The following is a 21,503-nucleotide window of genomic DNA, read 5'->3' as shown; positions in this document are numbered from 1 at the left end:
TGGCAGCCCGTAGGGGAATCGAACCCCTCTTTCCAGGTTGAAAACCTGGCGTCCTAACCGATAGACGAACGGGCCACTCTGTCTGTGAGGCGGTGTTTACTGATTGCGTCTGCCGGGCGCAAGAGGATTTTTGCAGAAATGCGAAGATTTTTTGCACGCCGCTCTGCTGGGTTAATTTGCTGAAAATAAACGCAAAAAACCGCACCATAGGCGCGTTTGAATGATCTGTGCGGGGTGGGGAAAGTGGCAGCCCGTAGGGGAATCGAACCCCTCTTTCCAGGTTGAAAACCTGGCGTCCTAACCGATAGACGAACGGGCCACTCAGTGCGTGAGCGGGTATTTAGTTATTAGCGCCGGAACCCGCAAGAGAAAAAATACGCATTCGCGCATTTTCTTATCCACAGGCTGCAAGCCTTTGAAATCTCACGCTTCGGCAGCGTCTTCCAGGCGCAATTGCGGGCTTTGGCGGCCGCCCCAGGTGTTGATCTCCAGCCGTCCGGCGAAATGGAAGCGGGCGCCGCCGTGCTCCAGCAGCCGAGGGCCCAGGTCCGTGTCAAAAGCGCCAAAGCAGATCGCATCCACGCCGCCGCCCATCCCGTCGCTGAGCGACAGTTTCAGGTGGCTTTCGCCGATCTTCTTGGCAAAGCGCACCTGCAGGTCTGGCAGGGCGTAGCGCGGGGCAGGGGCGCCGGCGCCAAAGGGGCCGGCCTGTTCGATCTGCCCGATCAGGTCCACCGTGGCAGCGCCGGGCATCAGCGCGCCGTCCAGTTTCAGGTCGGCAGGGCCGCCCTGGCCTGCGCCCTGTTTGGCCAGCAGTTCACTGAGGCGCTCCATCGCCGTTTCCAGCTTGTCCCGCATCACCGTGAGGCCCGCGGCCATCTTGTGGCCGCCGCCCTTGACCAGCAGGCCTTCGGCGGCCAGCCGCTGGATCGAGGCGCCAAGATCGACACCGGACACCGAACGCCCTGAGCCTTTCCCCTCTTCCCCGTCGAAACCGATGACGATGGCGGGCCGGTTGGCGGCCTCCTTGAGGCGCGAGGCGACGATGCCCACCACGCCCGGATGCCAGCCTTCGCCAGCGGCCCAGACCAGCGGCGCCTCCAGCCCGCGTGCTTCGGCCTGATCAAGCGCGGCAGCGCGCACCGCGTTTTCAATATCGCGGCGTTCGGTGTTCAGCTGGTCCAGCCGTTCGGCCAGGGCGGCGGCCTCATGCGGGTTGTCGGTGGACAGCAGCCGCGCGCCCAGATCGGCCTTGCCGATCCGGCCGCCGGCATTGACCCGCGGCCCCAGCAGGAAGCCGAGGTGATAGGTGGAGGGCGCCGAATCCATGCGGCTGACATCGGACAGCGCCACCAGCCCGGGGCGCTTGCGCGCCGCCATAACTTTCAGCCCCTGGCGCACCAGCGCCCGGTTGGCGCCGATCAGCGGCGCCACGTCGGCGACGGTCGCCAGCGCCACAAGATCCAGCAGCGCCATCAGATCCGGGCCCTTGGCACCCGCCTCGCGCAGCTGCCGCCCGGCCTCCACCAGCATCAGGAACACCACACCAGCAGCACAGAAATAGCCCAGGTCGCCGCTTTCGTCCTGCCGGTTGGGATTCACTACTGCCACGCACTCCGGCAGCGTCTCGCCGCCCAGGTGGTGGTCCAGCACGATCACATCGGCGCCCTTGGCAGCCGCGATCGGCTCATGGCTGAGGGTGCCGCAATCGACGCAGATGATCAGGTCGTGGGCGGCGGCCAGTTCCTGCATGGCGGGCACGTTGGGGCCGTAACCTTCGTCGATGCGGTCGGGGATGTAGAGCGTCGCCTGCAGCCCCATCTGGCGCAGCCAGACCAGCAGCAGCGCGGCGGAGCTGCCGCCGTCGACGTCATAATCGGCAAAGACCGCAATCCGCTGCTTGCGCCGCACCGCCTCCAGGAACCGGGCGGCGGCGGCCTCCATGTCCTTCATCTCGCGCGGGTCGGGCAGCAGTTCCTTCAGCCGAGGCTCCAGGAAACCCTTGGCCTCCATCGCCGGAACGCCGCGGCGGGCCAGCACCTGGCAAACCGAACGGGGCAGGCCGGTCTGCTGCACCATCATTTCCGACGCCCGGTCCACCTCCACGCCGGGTCCGACCCAGCGGCGCCCGCTCAAGGACTGCTCAACACCCAAAAAGCTCATGCGTCTCCCCCATGCGCAAAGGCCGGACCCAATGCGGATCCGGCCCTTTCATCTTTCTTCAAATACTCCCGCCGGAGGCAGCGGCGCAAGCCGCTTCCTGCCCGCGCAGGACCGGCTTACATCTGATGCGGTGCCAGCGGTGTGCGGTAGGACATGCGGCGCACCGAGCCGGTCTTGGAGCGCATCAGCAGGGTGGTGGTTTCGACCCAGCCCGGCTGGCGCTTGATGCGCGGCAGCAGCGAGCCGCCGGTCACGCCGGTGGCGGCAAAGATCACGTCCTGGGTAACCATTTCGTCGCGGGTATAGATGCGGTCCAGATCGGTGATGCCCGCCTTGGCAGCGCGGCCCTTTTCGTCGTCGTTGCGGAACAGCAGACGGCCGAAGATCTGGCCGCCCATGCATTTCAGCGCTGCGGCTGCCAGCACGCCTTCCGGAGCGCCGCCCTGGCCCATGTACATGTCGATGCCGGTGGTGCCGCTTTCGGCGCAGTGCATCACGCCGGCCACGTCGCCGTCGGTAATCAGCCGGATCGAGGCGCCGGTCTCACGCACTTCGGCGATCATCGCCTCGTGGCGGGGGCGTTCCAGGATGCAGACGGTGATGTCGGATGCCGCGCAGCCCTTGGCCTTGGCCAATGCCTCGACCCGTTCGCGCGGGGACATCTCAAGCGACACCACGCCTTCGGCAAAGCCCGGGCCGATGGCCAGCTTGTCCATGTAAGTGTCCGGCGCGTGCAGCATCGAGCCGCGCGGGCCCATGGCGATCACGGTCAGCGCGTTGGGCATGTCCTTGGCGGTCAGGGTCGTGCCTTCCAGCGGGTCCAGCGCGATGTCGACGCCGGGGCCGTTGCCGGTGCCGACTTCCTCGCCGATGTAGAGCATCGGCGCCTCGTCGCGCTCGCCTTCGCCAATCACCACCACGCCGGCGATGTCCAGCAGGTTCAGCTGCTCACGCATGGCGTTGACGGCGGCCTGGTCGGCAGCCTTTTCGTCGCCGCGGCCGATCAGCGAGGCAGAGGCCAGGGCCGCCTGCTCAGCAACGCGGGCGAGGCCCAGCGACAGCATGCGGTCATAAAAGGGCGCGTCAGAGGTGTTCGAAGTCATACCGGAAATCCTGTCTCAACGGGTCAGATGTAAATGGGCGTTTCAAGCCGAATAGCGCGGGGCGGGGCCAGGTCGCAAGGGAAGATAGCGTTCGCCCCGGCAGGAAAGCCCCGCCGCGGCGTGCAAAACGGCTGATTTCTGCGGAGCGGGGAGGTTCAGACCTCTTCGATGCGCAGGGCGACGGGGGTGCCGTCGACCACATCGGTGGCCGCGAGACCGTCCAGCGCCGCGTCCAGGGTGGCGCGGGTGCATTTGTGGGTGACGATCAGCACGGGAGCAACCGGCGCGGAGTGGCCGTACTGGCGCATCCGGTCGATGGAGACGCCGGCCTCACCGAGGATTGCCGCCACCTTGGCCAGCGCGCCGGGTTTGTCCAGAAGCCCCATGCGCAGATAGAAGGGCGCGGGCAGGCCGGTCTGGGCGGCAGGCGCCTCCTGCAGGGTTTCTGCCGGCTGGCCGAAGGTGGCAATCCGCAGGCCGCGGGCCAGGTCCAGCACATCGCCCATCACCGCGCTGGCGGTCGGGCCTTCGCCGGCGCCAGGGCCGCGCAGCACCACCTGCTCGATCGAGTCGCCTTCGATCACCACCATGTTGGTGCCGCCTTCCAGCTGGCCCAGCGGCGAGTCGGCAGGCACCAGGCAGGGCGACATGCGCTGTTCCAGCCCGCGGGCGGAGCGCTGCGCAACGCCCAGCAACTTGATGCGGTAGCCCATGTCGGCGGCGGCGTGGATGTCTTCCAGCTGGATGCGCTGAATGCCTTCCAACTGCACGCTGTCAAAGTCGGGTTTGGTGCCAAAGGCGATGGAGGCCAGCAGCGCCAGCTTGTGGCCTGCGTCGATGCCGCCCACGTCAAGGTTCGGATCGGCTTCCAGGTATCCCAGACGGCCGCATTCCTCGAACAGCGCGTTGTAGCCCTGTTCGGTGGCCTGCATCTGGGTCAGGATGTAGTTGCAGGTGCCGTTCATCACACCCATGATGCGGATGATCTCATTGCCGGCCAGGCCTTCGGTCAGCGATTTGATCACCGGGATGCCGCCGGCAACAGCGGCCTCGAAACGGATCACCCGGCCTGCGGCTTCGGCCTGCTCGGCCAGCGCCTGTCCGTGAATCGCCAGCAGCGCTTTGTTGGCGGTGACCACATCCTTGCCCGCGGCCAGTGCAGCCTCGGTCGCAGCCTTGGCGGCGCCTTCGTGGCCGCCCATCAGCTCGACAAACACATCCACGTCGTCGCGCACCGCCAGCGCCACCGGGTCGGTTTCCCAGGCGTAGTCGCTCAGCGACACACCGCGGTCTTTGCTGGCGTCGCGGGCCGATACGGCGGAAATCACCACCGGGCGCCCGGTCCGTGCCTCCAGCAGCGCAGCATGGCGGCGGATGATCTTCACCACGCCGATGCCAACCGTGCCCAAACCTGCAATCCCAAGACGAAGCGGTTCTGTCATAGCTGGAGGTCCTTTATTCCGAAATGCTCAGCCCCGCCTTATCGGGTTCGGCGCGAGCGTGCAACGCCGCTGCCGCTTGGGGCGGGCAGAAGCAGCGGGGAATGCCGGGAAGCGGTCAGAATTCGGCGTTTTTTACGGCCTCAGCCCGGCGCTGCAACCGGGCGCTGCGGGCGTCGAGCTCCTGCTGCAGTTCTTCGCCGGCCTGCTGCGGCGGGTCCAGCGGCTCCAGCGCGTTATCCAGCGGCAGAAGCTTGGGGTAGCCGGCGCCGCGCAGGTCCGGGGTCAGCCGGTCCTCCAGCTCGGGCACCCGGGTGCAGGCGGCAGCGCCCGTCAAAGCCAGGAGGAAAGTGATCCGCGCCCAAGTCTGCATTGCCTAAACCCCTTGTTCCGCTCTGCCGGTTCTAGGGGCTCCTGCGCGCCGGCACAATTGAATTCCCGCCGCTGGGGGCGTTGGCTTTGCCGGACGGTGAGGCTACAGAGGGCGGCGGCTGCATTCTCTCTTTTATATGAACGCTTGTTCAGTTACAGTTTCCGGCATGGCACGCACCCAAGGTTCCCATTCCGATATCACCGGCCCCCGCATCCGCGAGGCGGCTTTGCGGCTGTTTGCCCAGCACGGCTATGCCGCCGTGTCGATGCGCCAGATCGCCAAGGAGGTCGGGGTACAGGCCGGGGCGCTGTACAATTACACGCCGGACAAGCAGAGCCTGCTGTTCAGCCTGATGTCCCGCCACATGGAAGAGCTGCAGGCCGCCTGGGACGCGGTGCCGCGGGCGGCGGGGGCGATGGACCGGCTGCGGGCCTTCACCGGGTTCCATATCCGATTTCACCTGGAGCGCCCGGATGCGGTGTTCATCGCCTACATGGAGCTGCGCAACCTCACGGAGGAAAACTTCACCGTCATCGAATCGCTGCGCCGCGACTATGAGAACGGGGTGGAGGGGATCCTGAAGGAAGGTGTGGAGCAGGGGGTTTTCTCCATCGCTGACACCAAGATCGCTACGCTGGCGGTGATTGCGATGCTGAACGGCGTCAACACCTGGTACCGGTCCGAAGGGCGGCTCTCGCTGGATGAGGTGGAGCGGGTCTATTGGGACATGGTGCAGAAGGCGGTCAGCGCATGAGCCTGCTGGAGCTGCAAACCAGCCGGCTGCGTGCGGTGCGCTGGCAGGATCTGACAGCGGCGGAACTGGCTGAACTGTTTGCGCCGAAGGTAGTGCAATGGCTGCCGGAGGGCTTCCAGGCGCAGAACAGCGATCAGGCCCGGCGGGAATTCCTGGCGGCGGTCGCACAGCAGGCTGAAGTTGCTGGCTTGCGCAAGGCGGAGGGGCAGGGCATCGGGCTGCTGATCCTGTCTTATCCGGAGGACGGCAGCAAAACCCGCAACCTTGGCTATCTGTTGGCCGAAGCCGCCTGGGGCCAGGGGCTGGCGAGCGAGCTGATCAGCGGCTTGCAGGCGCATTTCAGCGGCAGCGGCATTTGCCTGAGCGGCGGTGTCATGCAGGAGAACGCGGCCTCGGCCCGGGTGCTGGAGAAGGCGGGGTTCACGCCCCAGCCTGCGGTCGGGGAGACCGTCTACAGATGGTGCGCGGACGGCTGAGGCCCGCGGGGGCAGCCTGTCAGCTCAGCAGGCCGATCATGTCGTAGTGGTCGATCTGGCGGCTCAGCACCATCGGGTCCTCCTCCGGCAGCACATGCGGCTGCTCCCAGTCCTCGCCGGCAAAGGCCTGCAGCGCGTCGATGCTCTCCCACACCATCACCACGCAGAAGGTGGATGGCGAATCCGGACGCGGCAGGCCGGCCGTGACCGAAACCAGCCCCGGCTGGCGGCGCACGTGCGGCACGGCGGTGTTGGTAAGGAAATCCTTGAAGTCGAGGATCTTGTCGTCGCGGACGGTGGCACGGAACACCCGGATAATCATCTCTCCCCCCATCTGGTCGTTGGACGGGGGGAGTATATCACATCAAGGGTCCCATTGGCGGGCCGCAGCCGGTCAGTGCGCGGGCTTTATGAAAGTCCCGTTGCGCAGGTCGCGGAAGGCTTGGTGCAGTTCGGCCTGGGTGTTCATCACGATCGGCCCGTGCCAGGCCACCGGCTCATTGATCGGCGCGCCGGAGATCAGCAGGAAGCGCACGCCTTCGGGGCCTGCCTGCACGGTGATTTCGTCGCCGGTGCCAAAGCGGATCAGGGTGCGGTCGCCGGACAGGTCGCGGATGTTGACCTCCTGGCCTGCGACCTCCTTCTCCAGCAGCACCCCTTGCGGGGCTGAGGCATCGGCAAAGGCGGCCTCGCCTTCGAACACATAGGCGAACGCCCGGCGGTAGGTGTCGATTGGCAGAGTTTTCCTGACGCCCGCCGGGACGTAAACATCCAGGTACTGCGGGTCGGCGGCAATGCCGTCCACCAGGCCGCGCTTGCCCCAGAAATCGCCGGCAATCACCTTCACGCGGGTGCCGTCATCGTCGATGATCTCAGGAATGTCGGCACCCTTCACGTCCTGATAGCGCGGCGCAGTCATCTTCTGGCTGGCGGGCAGGTTGCCCCACAGCTGGAAGCCGTGCATCTGGCCCTTGGCGTTGCCCGAAGGCATCTCCTGGTGCAGGATGCCCGAGCCTGCGGTCATCCATTGCACGTCGCCCGCGCCAAGGGTGCCCTCGTTGCCCAGCGAGTCGCCGTGCTCGACCGTGCCTGCCAGCACATAAGTGATGGTCTCGATGCCGCGGTGCGGATGCCAGGGGAAGCCGCGCAGGTAGTCCTCCGGGTTTTCGTTGCGGAAGTCGTCGAACAGCAGGAACGGGTCCAGCTCCGACGGGTCCTGAAAGCCGAAGGCGCGGTGCAGCTTGACGCCGGCGCCCTCGGTATGGGGCTGGGCGGCGCGGGTTTCGAGAATGGGTCTGAGGGACATATCTATGCCTCCTGTAAACGTTGACTGCGCTAAGATAGGATGTGCGCTGCCGTCCTGAAACCTGCTGCCGGACACGGAGGTTGTGCGCAGGTGAACAATTGCCTTCCCCGCAGCCCGCAGGGCTGCCCGGCCCAACGGGACGCGGTGCCGCAGGTAGCAAGGACGGGCGGGAGCCCTCGCGCTTGTCGGTGCTAACCGGGAGAAGACGCGGCCCACCAATCAGCGGGTTTGCGCCGCGCGCCATGTTTGGCGGACAGCCGCAGCGCCAGTTTGCGCAGCGGGCCAAGCGCCAGCTTCAGCCACAACCGGTTGCGGCGTTTGGAATAGTCGCGGTTGAACGGGCAGACCCGCATGCAGATGGCGCAGTCAGACGCCATCCTGGCCCAGAAGGAAAAGCACTTTTCGGCATCCGAAGTCCATTTCCTGACCCCCTTGATGGCCGAGACATTTGCGGTTTCGGTGGAGGGTGGCCCGTAGGGCAGCGCCTTCACCGGACAGGCATCGGCGCATTTGGTGCAGATATCGCAAAAAGCCTTCACCCCCAGCGGCTGCGGCACGTCATGGGCCAGCGGCAGATTGGTGAAGATCTTGGAGAACCTGAGGCGCGGCCCGAATTCCGGGGTGATGACCATCTGGTTGCGGGCGTATTCGCCCAAGCCCGCCTTGACCGCATAGGGGATCACCAGGCCGGTGTCATTCATCGACGGTACCGCCTCATAGCCCAGGTTGCGGATATAGGCGGCCAGCTGCATCACGATGGAGGCCTCGTGGCTGTATTCCCGCCCCGTCGCGGCGCCTGCCAGCGCGGAGGGGTAGGTGGCCACCAGGTCCTTGTCCATCTCGTGGCCCAGCACGATCACGCTGGTCAGCCCCTCGGGCAGATCGTGCGGCGCCTCGGACATGTCGCGGGCATCGACGCGCGCGGTATAGAGCCAGCGTTCGTCCAGATCGGTGATGCCGCAGAGACCGGCGCCAAAGAACCTGGCAATGCGCTTCACCTCGGCGGACATTTTGGCCGGGTCGCTTATCTCCAGCGCCTCCTTGGCGACTGGCGTGTCGGGGCGGATGGCGGCCTGGAACCCCTCGCGGATGCCTTCATCTGCCCGGCGGCCGGAGACCACGTCGGATATCAGCCAGGCCGCGTTGCGCAGGGCAAAGTCGCGCTGGGCGAAGCCATCCCCGCGGCGCGGGGCAGCCTCCATCCGGTAGGAGGCGAAGAACTTGGCGGTGTGTTTGGATTTCACCCGCTCATCCCAAAAGGCGCGCGTGAAGATGTCGTTGCGCTGCGAGAACCGCTCGAATTCATCGGTGACGTCGATGCCTGCGGCGGCATCGCCGTCGCGCTGGGGCGGTGTGTTGTGGGGCCAGGGCATGGACGGACGCTAGCCGCCAATCCCGGACCCGGCAAGGGCCGGCTTGTGCCTCAGGCGAACAGGGGCACGATCCAGTCGCGCACCAGGGCGGTCTCGGCGCTGTTCGGGGCCTCCCCGGCGGCGGGCATCAGATAGTGCCCCTGGCCCATTGGAATCTCGGCGTCCAGAACCTGCGCCAGCCGGCCTTGCGACAGCGGCAGCTCCGCGTAGCGGCGCATCAGCATGGCGACGCCGGCGCCGGATGCCGCCAGTTCGATCGCCGCCAGCGAAGTGTCGACATAGAGCGGCGCGCTGCGGTCTTTGAGCGGCACGCAGTCCTGCTCCGACAGCCTCAGCCAGTGGTCCTGGTAGCCGTGGATGTGGATCAAGGTCTGGTCAAAAAGCTGATCCACCGACTGCAGCTGCTCTGCCAGCTGCGGCTGCGCGACCGGAATCACGCTTTCGGTGGAGAGCAGATGCGCACGGCGGTCGAACCAGCCCGACGGGCCAAGCCGCAGGTCAATATCCACATCCTCGTCCTGGGTGCTGTCCGCCCAGACCGCGGAAATCAGCCGGATGCGGATATGCGGGTGCGCGCTGTGAAACGCCCCCAGCCGCGGCGCCACCCACAGGACCGCGGTGGAAACCGGCGCCCGCAGGGTCACGGTCCGGGTCTGGGCATGGCCCAGCAGACCACGGGTGGAATAGGCGATATCGGTCAGCGCCTGCGCGACGGAGGGGTAGTAGGCGTGGCCCAGCTGCGTCAGCTCCAGATGCCGCGACCGGCGCAGGAACAGGGTGATGCCAAAGCTCTTCTCAAGGCTGCGCACCTGGTGGCTGACCGCGGCCTGGGTCAGGCCCAGCTCCTCGGCGGCGGCGGTGAAGCTTTGCAGGCGGGCGGCGGCCTCAAAGGCGCGCAGCCAGACGAGATTGGGCAGATCGGACATTTGCGTTGCAAAAATTCTTGGGGCCAGACCGCGTTATTATTCGTTTTTGTTTTGGCCGGGGTCAAGCTAGCCATATCGCATGTGATACCCCGGGGAGGAGAAGCAGGACATGAAAACCGAAATGAAGATCGGCTTTATCGGCCTCGGCAACGTCGGCGGCAAGCTGGCGGGCAGCCTGGTGCGCAACGGACTGGACGTGGCCGTGCATGATCTGGATGCGGCGCTGGTTGAGACGTTCGTGGCGCGGGGCGCCAAGGCGGGCGGGAGCCCGGCGCAGATGATGCAGGACTGCGATGCGGTGATCACCTGCCTTCCAAGCCCGGCGGCCTCGGATGCGGTGGTCACCGAAATGCTGCCGCATGTGCAGCCCGGCAAGATCTGGATGGAGATGTCCACCACCGACGTGGAGGAGGTGAAACGCCTGGGCGCCCTTATCGTTGAGCGCGGCGGTGAGCCGGTCGACTGCCCGGTCTCCGGCGGCTGCCACCGTGCCGACACCGGCAATATCTCGATCTATGCAGGCTGCGAGCGCGCCACCTTCGACCGCATCCTGCCGATCCTGACCACCATGGGCCGCCGCATCCTGCATGTGGGTGAGATCGGGAATTCCTCGACCCTGAAGGTGATGACCAACTACTTGGCCAACTTGAACCTGCTCGCGGTTATGGAAGCGCTGACGGTGATGAAGGCCTGCGGCATGGACCTGGGCATGACGTTCGAGGCAATCTCGATGTCCTCGGGCACGTCCTTTGCGCATGAGACCGAAAGCCAGCTGATCCTGTCCGGCTCTCGCGATGTGAACTTCACCATGGATCTGGTGATGAAGGACATCGGGTTGTTCCAGACCCTGGCCGACCGCCACAATGTGCCGCTGGAGCTGTCGCCGCTGATGATCGAGATGATGAAGGACGGCCAGCGCCGATATGGCGAGCGGGCGCAGTCCGACCGGATGATCGAGCGTCTGGAGGAGGCCACCGGCCTGTCGGTCACTGCGCCGGGCTTTCCGCAGGAGCTGATCGACGATGAGCCGGAAGAGCCCGGCTATGAGGTGTCCGTGCGCCGCGCTGCGGCGGAATAGGCCGCACAGGCGCGACGCATTCAGCCCCTGCTTTGGCGGGGGCTGTTTTCTTTTGCGAATCCGGTTTATGCCCGGCAGAGCAGTAAGGGGAGCAGCTGATGAGCAACGAGATCCTGGCCACAATCGAGGCTTCCGGAGCGCGGCGGGTGATGGGAACAGCGATGCTGGGCCTGACCGGTGCCCTGCTGGTCTATGTGGCTTTTTACGCGCCGCCGTCGCCGGCCTGGCTGGTGTTCCTGCTTGCAGTGGGGGCTGCGGCGCTGTGGCTGGCGGTGCGGATGTGGCAGGCCACGGTGCACCGGATCGAGCTGACCACTGAGGAGCTGCGCTGCTCTGACGGGCAGGTGATCGCAAGGGTGGAGGATATCGAAGCCATCGACCGCGGTTTTTTTGCCTTCAAGCCGTCAAACGGCTTTCTGATCCGCACCGGCACGCCCGGAGACAGAACCTGGATGCCAGGGCTGTGGTGGCGGTCCGGCCGCCGGATCGGCATTGGCGGTGTGACGCCCGGATCGCAGGGCAAGGCGATGTCGGAAATCCTGGCCGCGATGCTGGTTCAGCGCGGCCAGTAAACGCAGGCTGGCTCAGTCGGTGCCTTCGCCGCCATCATCATGGCTGCCGGTGCCTGTTGCGCTGCCTTCGAAGGCAACCAGGGGGGCGAAGCGCGGCCGGGTAAAGATGAAGTTGTCCAGGTTCAGCGTCGGCAGGCCGATATTGAAAGCGGGGTCCATCTCGTTGAAGGTCTCGACCAGAATGACCCGCTCCTGATCCGGCATGTCCGGCAGCTTGGCAGATACCGTGTTGATGGTGGCGTCTGTCCAGGTGGTGTTGGAGGTGCCGCGCACCTCTGACCAGTCCACATAATACTTGTCATCGCCATCGTCCCAGCGCACCACGGAAACACGCAGGCCCAGCTGAGAATCCTGCCGGATCAGCAGCTTGGTCATCTCGTACATGCTGTCGAGGTAGGCGTCGTTGATCGCGGTGGTCTCGCGCGAGATCAGGTCGGAAACGGTGTAGGCCGCCTTGAGGTTGACACCGTCGCGGCGGAAGGCGTCAAAGAAAGTGTAGATGGCGGCGAACAGGCCCAGAAGCAGGGGCGCGTAAAAGACAAATTCGACCGAGACATTGCCTTCCGTGCTGCGCAGGAAAGTGCGCAGGCGGCGGGGCAGGGCAGTTCCGGGTATTTTCCGTGTCAGGGCTGTCAGCATAGCGTCTTACCTCGGTTCCTGAACAAATGCGGAGGTTGCGATCAGGCTGATCCGGCCGTCGCCGTCCTTGTACAGGCTTTCGCCCAGACCCCAGGTCGGGAAGACCGGGTTGAATTTCATGCAGGCGCGGACCAGCATCAGCTCGTTCGATTTGCCGTGTTCAAATGTGCGCACAGGTTTGGGATCTTCGATGCTGTTCACACAGTCCGGATCCGGGTCGACCGGTGACCAGTTGAAAGGGTCCACTTGCACCATCTCCAACCGGAGCGATGTGGCGCAGTTTTCGATGAACCCCGAAAGATCGCAGATCTCGTCGCGAACCTGCGCGTGGCTTTTGTTGGCGCCGGTGTTCAGGCGGATGTCGCGGACCGTCTGGTCCAGCGCGCGTTCCAGCTGCGAATGGCGCAGGTTGATGAGGCCCAGCTCTACCGTTGACATCAGGATCATGATGAAGGCCGGGATGACGATGGCGAATTCCACGGTGGCGTTGCCATCTTCGCGCGCCCGGAAGCGGCGCAGGCTTTGTGCGGTGCGTCGGATCATTGGGTCAGCCTCAGCTGGCGGATGGAGGTTGCAATCGAGGCGAAGGCGTCGGAGATTTCCAGGCCGTCCACATCGAAGTAATGAGAGTCGGAGCTGGCGCAGTCCTGCAGCACCGCCACCCCGTTGGAGGGCGCCTCAAAGCCGATGGTATAGACGATGATCCCCTGGTCCTTGGCCGCTTGGCAGATGCTGCGCGTGCGGGCATTCTTGGTCGAGTTGCCGTAGTAGTCGTAGACACCGTAGTACCAGGTGGACTTGGCGGAACTGGTTCCCATCCAGTCTCGGTAGAGGTTGTAGTACAAGTATTTGAGAGATGTGTAAGCGAACAGGTCTGAATAGCTCAGCCTTTGCGGGTTGTCGCCGTAGGGTTCATCCTTCCAATAGCTCGACACGTCGTGCCAGTAATACTTTCCGGTGGAAGGATTGAGGGTCGAGTAACGCTCCGACGCGGCATCAAACCAGACGTTAGAAACGCCTTCGCGGTGATCGTTCTCGACGTAATACTGCGAGGTATTCTGTCCGTCAGTCATCAGCACGATGACCTTGACGGTATCCGCATCGGTATACTCTGACGGACGCGCTGAGAAATCGTTGGGGACGGTTGCGCCAGCGCCGGTTGTGAGTGCATTGATAACCGGGCGTGCGGAGGGGTCAAGCAGGGTAGTGCCCCATTTCATCCCGATATCAATGGAGGTATTCCCGCCGCCCCAAAGGTTCTCGATGAAACCTTTCAAGACCGTTGCGTCTTTTTGAAACGGAAGAATCTCCCGGCTCGGATCGTCCTCGCAAACCGGGGTGCTGACCAGCCGCGGCGTGCTGTAGTAGGTGCGGTTGTCCCTGCTCCTGCTGTCCCAAGGGGTGAAATGCATAGTGCCTTCCAGAGCCGCCGCTGGTGACAGGGAGGTCGTTAGGAAGTCCGAAGCCGAGAAATTGGCGCAGCGCGAGTAGATCGTGTCGCCAGGAGTCGAGATGTTATACTGCTCGTACAGCTCCTCAGGCAGCGAGACCTGAGTGGCGTAAGGCACGATCGACATCGACATTTTGCCGTCAGTGGTATTGGCCACCATGGTGTCGACAAAATCCTTGGCGGCGATCTTGAGGTTGGTCAGGCGGCTGTTGGATCTCATCGAACCGGAGACGTCCAGCACCAGTGAGATTTCTACCCCGTCAATGCTCTCCTCCGCGCGGGAGGTCGCGTAAAGCGGCATTTCATCGATGCCGGCAAACCCCAGCAAATGGGTGGGGAAGGAGGTGTCGATCGTTGCCTGCACCTTCTTGAAGCCAATCCCGGCTTCCCACCAGGGCGCCTGATAATAGTCTTCCAGACCGGATTTCGAGAGGTAGTCCAGGACCACCGCGTCGGGCGTCTTGGTCTGGTCCAGGTCCGCGGCCGCGAGGGAGGCGCGGTCCAGCGTGTATTGCAGAATGGTGCGGTCGCGCTCCATCCGCATCAGGTCAACCCCGATACCGCCAACCGCAAGCATGGCAAGGAAGGTGCCGATCATTGGCTTTGCCAGCACCCCGTCCTCTTCTTGCAGGAAGCTTTGAACCTTGGACAGGCAGCGCACCATGAGCGGACTGCTCAGCGCTGTTGAGTTCTTGTGACGCATACTCATCTAAACACCCCCAGGATACCCCGGCCGGCTTTGGAACAGGTCAGCACGGCTTTGGCAGCGGAATTTACACTTATTAATGCTTGGTAAAGGTGGCGGAATTGGGGCGCCATTTTGCCGAAATAGCAAAGATTGTAATGGATTGGAGGTTCAATCTTGCGCGGTTTCGGCGCGTTGTCGCGGCGGTGCGGACAATGGCCCTGCTTCAAGCTGCGAATCGTTAACCTTTGGCTAAAAAGCGATTCTTTTGGGCAGGGAATGGTCAAAAAGGTCGCACTCCTTAATCTTCTCTGCATAGAGTGAGGGCACCATCGGCAGCGAGTCGATGTTTGAGCACGGAGAAGTTTTTAGATGAGCAGCCGCACAGAGCCGAGCTTCCGCGAAAGCGTGGACCTGATGTTTAACCGGGCCGTATCCCTGATGGATCTGCCGCCGGGGCTGGAGGAGAAGATACGAGTTTGCAACGCGACCTATACGGTGCGGTTCGGGGTGCGCCTGCGCGGCGCCATGCATACCTTTACCGGCTACCGTTCGGTCCATTCAGAACATATGGAACCCGTGAAGGGCGGCATCCGCTATGCCACCGGTGTGAACCAGGATGAGGTCGAAGCGCTGGCGGCGCTGATGACCTACAAATGCGCCCTGGTTGAGGCGCCGTTCGGCGGCTCCAAGGGGGGCTTGTGCATCGACCCGCGCGAGTATGACGAGCATGAGCTGGAGCTGATCACCCGCCGCTTTGCCTATGAACTGGCAAAGCGCGACCTGATCAACCCGTCCCAGAACGTGCCTGCGCCCGACATGGGCACCGGCGAGCGGGAGATGGCCTGGATTGCAGACCAGTACGCGCGGATGAACACCACCGACATCAACGCCAAGGCCTGTGTCACCGGCAAGCCGTTGAATGCCGGCGGCATTTCCGGCCGGGTCGAGGCCACGGGGCGCGGGGTGCAATATGCCCTGCGCGAGTTCTTCCGCTACGAAGAGGACAAGGCTGCCGCCGGCCTGTCCGGCAAGCTGGAAGGCAAGCGCATCATCGTTCAGGGCCTCGGCAACGTGGGCTTTCACGCGGCCAAGTTCCTGGCCGAGGAAGACGGCTCGCTGATCACCGGCATCATCGAGCGCGATGGCGGGCTTTACAGTGCCGACGGCCTGGACGTGGAGGCGGTGCGCAACTGGATCGTCAAGCACGACGGGGTGTCCGGTTATCCTGATGCGCAGTTCGTCGAGAACGGCTCGCTGCTGCTGGAGGAAGAATGCGACGTTCTGATCCCGGCCGCGCTGGAAGGGGTGATCAACCTGGAAAACGCCGAGCGCGTCAAGGCACCGCTGATCATCGAGGCCGCGAATGGCCCCGTGACCGCCGGCGCGGATGAGGTCCTGCGCAAGAAGGGCACGGTGATCATCCCGGATATGTATGCCAACGCAGGCGGTGTGACGGTATCCTATTTCGAGTGGGTCAAGAACCTCAGCCATATCCGCTTCGGCCGGATGCAGCGCCGTCAGGAAGAAGCGCGCCACCAGCTGGTCATCGACGAGCTGCAGCGGCTGGATGACGTGATGGGAGATACCTGGTCAATGTCGCCGAACTTCAAAGACAAGTACCTGCGCGGCGCGGACGAACTGGAGCTGGTGCGTTCCGGCCTCGATGACACCATGCGGGTGGCCTATCAGTCGATGCGGGAAGTCTGGCACAGCCGCGATGATGTGACGGACCTGCGCACCGCCGCCTATCTGGTGTCGATCGACAAAGTCGCCAAGAGCTATCACGCCAAGGGGCTTTGACGGGCCGCGCGAGCGGACCACAGAGCCAACAGACAGCACCGGGGCGGAGGGGAAACTCTCCGCCCCGTTCTTTTTGCCGTTGGCACCGTATACGTCATCAACGGTCGCAATTAATACTAGACACAAGTGATCAGTTCGTGTGATTTCCAGCAGAGCCGTGCTGATGTGCCGCAAATCGAGCGTTTGGGCTAGGAGCAGCAAGCGAAAGCGGGTAGCAATGCCGCAAGGCCCGGGCCAGCAATTTTCCGGGTGCGGACAAGTGATTTGACGGGAGGGACGACATGCGGTTTTCGGGCTGGCGTGTGCTCCGGGAGGGGCTCACCGGAAACAAGGGGTGGGCACCCCATTGGCGGGACCCTGAGCCCAAATCCGAATATGACGTGGTGATCATTGGCGGCGGCGGCCACGGGCTGGCAACGGCCTATTACCTGGCCAAGGAACACGGCATCACCAATGTCGCGGTGCTGGAGAAGGGCTACCTCGGCGGCGGCAACGTGGGGCGCAACACCACCATCGTGCGGGCCAACTATTACCTGCCGGGCAACTCCGAGTTCTATTCCCATTCGCTGAAGCTGTGGGAAACCATGGAGCAGGACCTGAACTACAACGCGATGATGTCCCAGCGCGGCATCATCAACCTGTTCCACAATGACGGCCAGCGCGATGCGGCGGTGCGTCGGGGCAATTCCATCGTCAACCAGGGCGATGACGCGGAACTGCTGAGCCGTGAGCAGGTGCGCGGGTTGGCGCCTTTCCTCAACTTCGACAACAACCGCTTTCCGATCATGGGCGGGCTGATGCAGCGCCGTGCCGGGACCGCGCGGCATGACGCGGTGGCCTGGGGTTATGCCCGCGGGGCTGACATGCGCGGCGTTGATCTGATCCAGAACTGCGAAGTGACCGGCATCGACGTCGAAAACGGCAAGGTCGTGGGTGTGCAGACCGCGCGCGGCCCGATCCGTGCCAAAAAAGTGGCGCTGGCTGCGGCGGGCCGTTCCGGCCAAGTGGCGGCGATGGCGGGGCTTACTCTGCCTATCGAAAGCCATGTGCTGCAGGCCTTTGTCTCCGAAGGGCTGAAGCCCATCGTCGACCACGTGATCACCTTTGCCGAGGGGCATCTGTACATCAGCCAGTCGGACAAGGGCGGGCTGGTGTTCGGCAGCTACCTGGATTTCTACAGCTCCTATGCGGCACGGGGGAACCTGCCGATGGTGGAGCACACGATGGAAACCTTCGTGGCGATGGTGCCGGCGGTCAGCAAGGCGCGGCTGCTGCGCAGCTGGGGCGGCATCATGGACATGACCCCGGACGGCTCCCCGATCATCGACCATTCGCCGATCGGCGGCCTCTATCTGAACTGCGGCTGGTGTTACGGCGGGTTCAAGGCGACGCCGGGCTCGGGCAGCGTTTACGCGCATCTGATCGCCACGGACCGCCCGCATGGGGCAGCCACGAAATTCAAGCTCGACCGCTTCCGCAGCGGCATTGGCCTGATGGACGAGGAGGGGACCGGTGCGCAGCATAACCTGCACTAAGCGTTTGGAGCGCGCCGGGAATGCCTCCGGCGGGAGTATTTTCAGAAAGATGAAAGGGCGCCGGTCATGAGGATCACCTGTCCGCTCTGCGGTGAGAGGGACCGCCGCGAATTCTATTACAAAGGTGCCGCGCTGGTACGTCCGGCGGAGGGCGCGGATCTGGATGCCTGGCATGAATATGTGAACCTGCGTGAGAACCCGGCCGGGCCGCTGGATGAGCTTTGGTATCACGAGATGGGCTGCAATTCCTGGCTGAAGGTGACCCGCGATACCGCGACCCACGAGATTTTGGCTGTTGAACTGGCCTCCGGGGCCGGGCTGGGAGGTGAGAAATGAGACTTCCCGGAAAAGGCCTGAACCAGGGCGCAAAGCCGATCACCTTTGCCTTCAACGGGCGCCACATGATGGGGCTGGAGGGTGATACGCTGGCCTCTGCCTTGCTGGCCAACGGTGTGCACCTGGTGGGGCGGTCGTTCAAGTACCACCGCCCGCGCGGGGTGCTGACCGCGGGCAGCGAGGAGCCGAACGCGCTGGTAACGATCGGCACCGGCGGCCAGCAGGACCCGAATGTGCGCGCGACCCAGCAGGAGGTATTCGAGGGGCTGGAGGCGCGCAGCCAGAATTGCTGGCCCTCGGTCGAGCGCGACGTGATGGCGTTGAACGATCTGGCGGCGCCGTTCTTTGGCGCGGGGTTTTATTACAAGACCTTCATGTGGCCCGCGGCCTTCTGGGAGAAGGTCTATGAGCCGCTGATCCGCAATGCGGCGGGGCTGGGCGCCTTGTCCGGCGAGGCGGATCAGGACCGGTATGAGAAGGCCTTTGCCTTCTGCGACGTGCTGGTGATCGGATCCGGACCTGCGGGTCTGATGGCGGCGCTGACGGCAGGCAGGGCCGGAGCGGATGTGATCCTGGCCGAAGAAGACAGCCGCATGGGCGGCCGCCTGCTGGCAGAGCGCGAGGAGATCGGCGGCAAACCGGGCCATGAGTGGGCGGCAGAGGTGCTGGCAGAGCTAGAGTCGATGGACAATGTGCGGCTGATGACCCGCACTGCCGTCACCGGCGCCTTTGATCAGGGCACCTATGGCGCGCTGGAGCGGGTCTCGCACCACTTGCCGCGGCGGCATTCGCTGAAGGGCAGCCATCTGCCGCGCGAATGCTTCTGGCGGATTGCGGCCAAGCATGCGGTGCTGGCGGCGGGCGCGATCGAGCGCCCGGTGGCGTTCCGCAACAACGACCGGCCCGGCATCATGATGGCGGGGGCCGTGCGTGCCTATCTGAACCGCTGGGGCGTGGCGCCGGGCGAGCGGGTCACCGTCTTTGCCAACAATGATCAGGCCCACCGCACCGCGCGTGATCTGCATGACGCGGGCGTGCACATCGCGGCGGTGATCGACAGCCGGCATGACGCACCCGACAGCGGTCCCTATCAGGTGATCCGCGGCGCGCAGGTTTGCGACAGCGCAGGCCGTCAGCGGATCGAGAGCATCACCGTGCGCTCGGTCAAGGGCGAGGAGAAGATCCAGACCGACTGCCTGGCGATGTCCGGCGGCTGGAACCCTTCGGTGCATCTGACCTGCCATCTGAACAGCCGTCCTGCGTGGAACCGCGAGGCGCTGGCCTTTGTGCCCGCCGAGGGCGCAGTGCCGGGCATGGTCGCCGCAGGGGCCTGTAACGGCACCTTCTCCACAGCAGGCGCATTGCGCGAAGGTGCGGAGGCTGCTGGCAAGGTGCTGGCGGCGCTCGGCCTGAAAACCGCCGCCGCCGATCTGCCGCAGGCGGAGGACGATCCCTATCGTATCGCCGCGCTGTGGGCGGTGCCGGGCAAGGGCCGCGCCTGGCTCGACTTCCAGAACGACGTGACCGTGAAGGATGTGAAGCAGGCGGCGGTGGAGAACTTCCGCTCTGTCGAGCACATGAAGCGTTACACCACGCAAGGCATGGCGACTGATCAGGGCAAGAATTCCAACGTGGCGGCGCTGGCGGTGCTGGCGGATGCCACCGGGCGGACAATTCCGGAAACCGGCACTACCACCTTCCGTCCGCCGTTTGTGCCGGTGTCCATCGGCGCGATGGGGGCAGGGGCCACGGACGAGGGGTTCAAGCCGCAGCGCTTTCTGACCTCGCACGCCGAGAGCGAGGCGCGCGGGGCGCATCAGCTGGAGGTCGGCCTGTGGTACCGCGCGGCCTATTACCCGAAGCAGGGCGAGACCAATTGGCGCCAGTCCTGCGACCGCGAGGTCACCCTGGTGCGCAAGGCTGTGGGCATCTGCGATGTCTCCACCCTGGGCAAGATCGACATTCAGGGTGCGGATGCGGGCAAGTTCCTGGATTTCCTCTACACCAACACCTTCAGCACGCTGAAGGTGGGCAAGGTCCGCTATGGGCTGATGCTGCGCGAGGATGGCTTTGTCATGGACGACGGCACCACCGCGCGGCTGGGCGAGACCCATTTCGTGATGACCACCACGACCGCCGCGGCGGGGCAGGTGATGGCGCATATGGAGTTCGTTTCCCAGGTGCTCTACCCGGAATGGGATGTGCGGTTTATCTCGGTGACCGAGCAATGGGCGCAGTTTGCTGTCGCCGGTCCCAAGTCGCAGGAACTGCTGGACGGGCTGATCGACGAAGACGTTAATGGCGAGACCTGGCCCTTCATGGGCTGCGGCGAGGCCACCGTTCTGGGCGTCAAGGGACGGCTGTTCCGGATCTCTTTCTCGGGCGAGCATGCCTATGAAGTGGCGGTGCCTGCGCGCTATGGCGAGAGCCTGTACCGTGAGCTATTGAAGCGGGCCGAGGCGCTGGGCGGCGGCGCCTATGGCATGGAGGCGCTGAATGTTTTGCGGATCGAGAAGGGCCTGATTACCCACGCCGAGATCAACGGCACCGTGACCGCCTTTGACCTGGGCCTGCAGGGTATGATGTCCAAGAAGAAGGATTTCCTGGGCAAAGCGATGTCCGCTCGCGAAGGCCTGGTGGCCGAGGACCGGATGCGTCTGGTGGGCCTCAAGCCTGTGGGTGCGGCCAAGGAAATCACCGCAGGTGCGCATCTGTTCACGCCGGGCGATCCGGTCGAGCGGATTTACGACCAGGGCTATGTCACTTCCGCCGGTTATTCGCCGGCGCTGGGGCATCCGATTGGACTGGCTTTCCTGAAAGAGGGCCCGGAGCGGATCGGTGAAACCGTGCGCCTGGTCGACCATATGCGCGGCGTTGATACCCTGTGCGAGGTCGTTTCCCCTGTGTTCATTGACCCGGAAGGAGAACGTGCCCGTGGCTGACTTGATTGCAAAAAGCCCCTGTGAGGGGCTGCTGCCTGCAACCATCGGCGGTATGAGCCTGACTGAGGAACAGCCTGGTGCGATGTGGGCCGTGGCGCCCTTCGACGGCCAGAAGCAGGCGCTGAGCCAAGCGCTGGAGGCGGCCCATGGAATGGCGTTTCCGGCAGCAAACCGCGCCACCGGCAAGGCAGGCAGCCGGGCTGTCTGGTTCGGCCGGGACGTGGCGCTGCTGATGGGGCCTGCGCCCGACGCCGGGCTGGCAAAGCACGCCGCCCTGACGGACCAGAGCGATGCCTGGGCCGTGGTCAAGCTGGACGGCGCGGGCGCAGAGGATGTGCTGGCGCGGCTGGTTCCGGTGGACTTGCGCGGGTCAGTCTTCAAGCGCGGCCATACCGTTCGGACGGAACTCAAGCACATGATGGCCTCGGTGACCCGTACCGGCCCGCAGGCGTTTCAGATCATGGTGTTCCGCTCGATGGCGAAGACGCTTGTGCATGATTTGAAAACAGCCATGGAAGCCGTCGCGGCGCGGGGGTAATCTTCGGGGATC

20 protein-coding genes and 2 tRNA genes are annotated in these 21,503 nt (G+C 64.4%); 9 read left to right on the top strand and 13 right to left on the bottom strand.

The features are described from left to right. From AC5STI_RS08475 to AC5STI_RS08450, 6 genes are all read right to left on the bottom strand, one after another. Window positions 1–75: transfer RNA gene (locus tag AC5STI_RS08475), tRNA-Glu, on the bottom strand. A 169-nt stretch (window positions 76–244) separates the two neighbouring features. Beyond that, window positions 245–319: transfer RNA gene (locus AC5STI_RS08470), tRNA-Glu, on the bottom strand. A gap of 104 nt (window positions 320–423) precedes the next feature. Then, window positions 424–2,163 (bottom strand): single-stranded-DNA-specific exonuclease RecJ, encoded by a 1,740-nt coding sequence (recJ, locus tag AC5STI_RS08465; protein ID WP_495446348.1) that lies wholly within the window; start codon window positions 2,161–2,163, stop codon window positions 424–426. 116 nt (window positions 2,164–2,279) lie between these two features. Continuing rightward, window positions 2,280–3,266: a class II fructose-bisphosphatase gene (glpX, locus tag AC5STI_RS08460; RefSeq protein WP_495446347.1), complete on the bottom strand. Its 987-nt coding sequence runs from the start codon at window positions 3,264–3,266 to the stop codon at window positions 2,280–2,282. 155 nt (window positions 3,267–3,421) lie between these two features. Continuing rightward, the gene (locus AC5STI_RS08455) at window positions 3,422–4,708 is read right to left on the bottom strand and encodes a homoserine dehydrogenase (RefSeq protein ID WP_495446346.1); all 1,287 of its coding nucleotides are present in this window, start codon (window positions 4,706–4,708) and stop codon (window positions 3,422–3,424) included. Between the two features lie 115 nt (window positions 4,709–4,823). Continuing rightward, on the bottom strand, window positions 4,824–5,078 hold the full coding sequence (locus tag AC5STI_RS08450) for a hypothetical protein (RefSeq protein ID WP_475046693.1): 255 nt from the start codon (window positions 5,076–5,078) through the stop codon (window positions 4,824–4,826). A 166-nt stretch (window positions 5,079–5,244) separates the two neighbouring features. Here AC5STI_RS08450 and AC5STI_RS08445 point away from each other — a divergent pair, with 166 nt between their 5' ends. Both AC5STI_RS08445 and AC5STI_RS08440 read left to right on the top strand, forming a co-directional pair. Next, window positions 5,245–5,832: a TetR/AcrR family transcriptional regulator gene (locus AC5STI_RS08445; RefSeq protein WP_495446345.1), complete on the top strand. Its 588-nt coding sequence runs from the start codon at window positions 5,245–5,247 to the stop codon at window positions 5,830–5,832. Continuing rightward, on the top strand, window positions 5,829–6,308 hold the full coding sequence (locus AC5STI_RS08440; RefSeq protein WP_495446344.1) for a GNAT family N-acetyltransferase: 480 nt from the start codon (window positions 5,829–5,831) through the stop codon (window positions 6,306–6,308). The genes AC5STI_RS08445 and AC5STI_RS08440 overlap by 4 nt, the downstream gene beginning before the upstream one ends. A 19-nt stretch (window positions 6,309–6,327) precedes the next feature. Here the strand turns inward: AC5STI_RS08440 and AC5STI_RS08435 are convergent, their stop codons facing one another. The 4 genes from AC5STI_RS08435 to AC5STI_RS08420 all read right to left on the bottom strand — a co-directional run bounded on the left by AC5STI_RS08435 (window position 6,328) and on the right by AC5STI_RS08420 (window position 9,913). Continuing rightward, window positions 6,328–6,630 (bottom strand): antibiotic biosynthesis monooxygenase family protein, encoded by a 303-nt coding sequence (locus AC5STI_RS08435; protein ID WP_475046687.1) that lies wholly within the window; start codon window positions 6,628–6,630, stop codon window positions 6,328–6,330. 72 nt (window positions 6,631–6,702) lie between these two features. Continuing rightward, window positions 6,703–7,614 (bottom strand): pirin family protein, encoded by a 912-nt coding sequence (locus AC5STI_RS08430; RefSeq protein WP_495446343.1) that lies wholly within the window; start codon window positions 7,612–7,614, stop codon window positions 6,703–6,705. 191 nt (window positions 7,615–7,805) lie between these two features. After that, window positions 7,806–8,987, bottom strand: a complete 1,182-nt coding sequence (locus AC5STI_RS08425; protein WP_495446342.1) for a 4Fe-4S double cluster binding domain-containing protein — start codon at window positions 8,985–8,987, stop codon at window positions 7,806–7,808. A gap of 50 nt (window positions 8,988–9,037) precedes the next feature. Continuing rightward, window positions 9,038–9,913 carry a LysR family transcriptional regulator gene (locus tag AC5STI_RS08420; RefSeq protein WP_495446341.1) on the bottom strand — a complete coding sequence of 292 codons (876 nt, stop codon included), beginning with the start codon at window positions 9,911–9,913 and terminating at the stop codon, window positions 9,038–9,040. Between the two features lie 121 nt (window positions 9,914–10,034). Between AC5STI_RS08420 and AC5STI_RS08415 the strand changes: the two genes are divergently transcribed. Then, a complete protein-coding gene (locus AC5STI_RS08415) occupies window positions 10,035–10,991 on the top strand; it encodes an NAD(P)-dependent oxidoreductase (RefSeq protein WP_495447743.1) in 957 nt (318 codons plus the stop codon). 98 nt (window positions 10,992–11,089) lie between these two features. Next, complete coding sequence (locus tag AC5STI_RS08410; protein WP_495446340.1) at window positions 11,090–11,563, top strand: hypothetical protein; 474 nt, start codon at window positions 11,090–11,092, stop codon at window positions 11,561–11,563. 12 nt (window positions 11,564–11,575) lie between these two features. On the opposite strand, the gene AC5STI_RS08405 is transcribed toward AC5STI_RS08410, so the two are convergent. The 3 genes from AC5STI_RS08405 to AC5STI_RS08395 are packed head-to-tail and all read right to left on the bottom strand — an operon-like array spanning window position 11,576 to window position 14,361. After that, complete coding sequence (locus AC5STI_RS08405) at window positions 11,576–12,202, bottom strand: TadE/TadG family type IV pilus assembly protein (protein WP_495446339.1); 627 nt, start codon at window positions 12,200–12,202, stop codon at window positions 11,576–11,578. 6 nt (window positions 12,203–12,208) lie between these two features. Then, window positions 12,209–12,745, bottom strand: a complete 537-nt coding sequence (locus AC5STI_RS08400) for a TadE/TadG family type IV pilus assembly protein (RefSeq protein WP_475046678.1) — start codon at window positions 12,743–12,745, stop codon at window positions 12,209–12,211. Next, window positions 12,742–14,361: a pilus assembly protein TadG-related protein gene (locus AC5STI_RS08395; RefSeq protein WP_495446338.1), complete on the bottom strand. Its 1,620-nt coding sequence runs from the start codon at window positions 14,359–14,361 to the stop codon at window positions 12,742–12,744. Before AC5STI_RS08395 ends, AC5STI_RS08400 begins: the two co-directional genes overlap by 4 nt. Before the next feature lie 348 nt (window positions 14,362–14,709). Here AC5STI_RS08395 and AC5STI_RS08390 point away from each other — a divergent pair, with 348 nt between their 5' ends. The 5 genes from AC5STI_RS08390 to AC5STI_RS08370 all read left to right on the top strand — a co-directional run bounded on the left by AC5STI_RS08390 (window position 14,710) and on the right by AC5STI_RS08370 (window position 21,491). Further along, entirely contained in the window at window positions 14,710–16,140 is a 1,431-nt protein-coding gene (locus tag AC5STI_RS08390) for a Glu/Leu/Phe/Val family dehydrogenase (protein ID WP_495446337.1), read from the top strand. Between the two features lie 281 nt (window positions 16,141–16,421). After that, window positions 16,422–17,675 carry a sarcosine oxidase subunit beta family protein gene (locus AC5STI_RS08385; RefSeq protein WP_495446336.1) on the top strand — a complete coding sequence of 418 codons (1,254 nt, stop codon included), beginning with the start codon at window positions 16,422–16,424 and terminating at the stop codon, window positions 17,673–17,675. 66 nt (window positions 17,676–17,741) lie between these two features. After that, complete coding sequence (locus AC5STI_RS08380; RefSeq protein ID WP_475046671.1) at window positions 17,742–18,011, top strand: sarcosine oxidase subunit delta; 270 nt, start codon at window positions 17,742–17,744, stop codon at window positions 18,009–18,011. Then, on the top strand, window positions 18,008–20,953 hold the full coding sequence (locus AC5STI_RS08375) for a sarcosine oxidase subunit alpha family protein (protein WP_495446335.1): 2,946 nt from the start codon (window positions 18,008–18,010) through the stop codon (window positions 20,951–20,953). Before AC5STI_RS08380 ends, AC5STI_RS08375 begins: the two co-directional genes overlap by 4 nt. Further along, the gene (locus AC5STI_RS08370) at window positions 20,946–21,491 is read left to right on the top strand and encodes a sarcosine oxidase subunit gamma (protein WP_495446334.1); all 546 of its coding nucleotides are present in this window, start codon (window positions 20,946–20,948) and stop codon (window positions 21,489–21,491) included. The genes AC5STI_RS08375 and AC5STI_RS08370 overlap by 8 nt, the downstream gene beginning before the upstream one ends. Window positions 21,492–21,503: the final 12 nt, after the last annotated feature.

It is taken from the genome of Leisingera sp. CC-HEC096, assembly GCF_059429235.1.
Note: the sequence above shows the minus strand (reverse complement) of the source record. Positions and strands in the feature narration are given on the sequence as shown.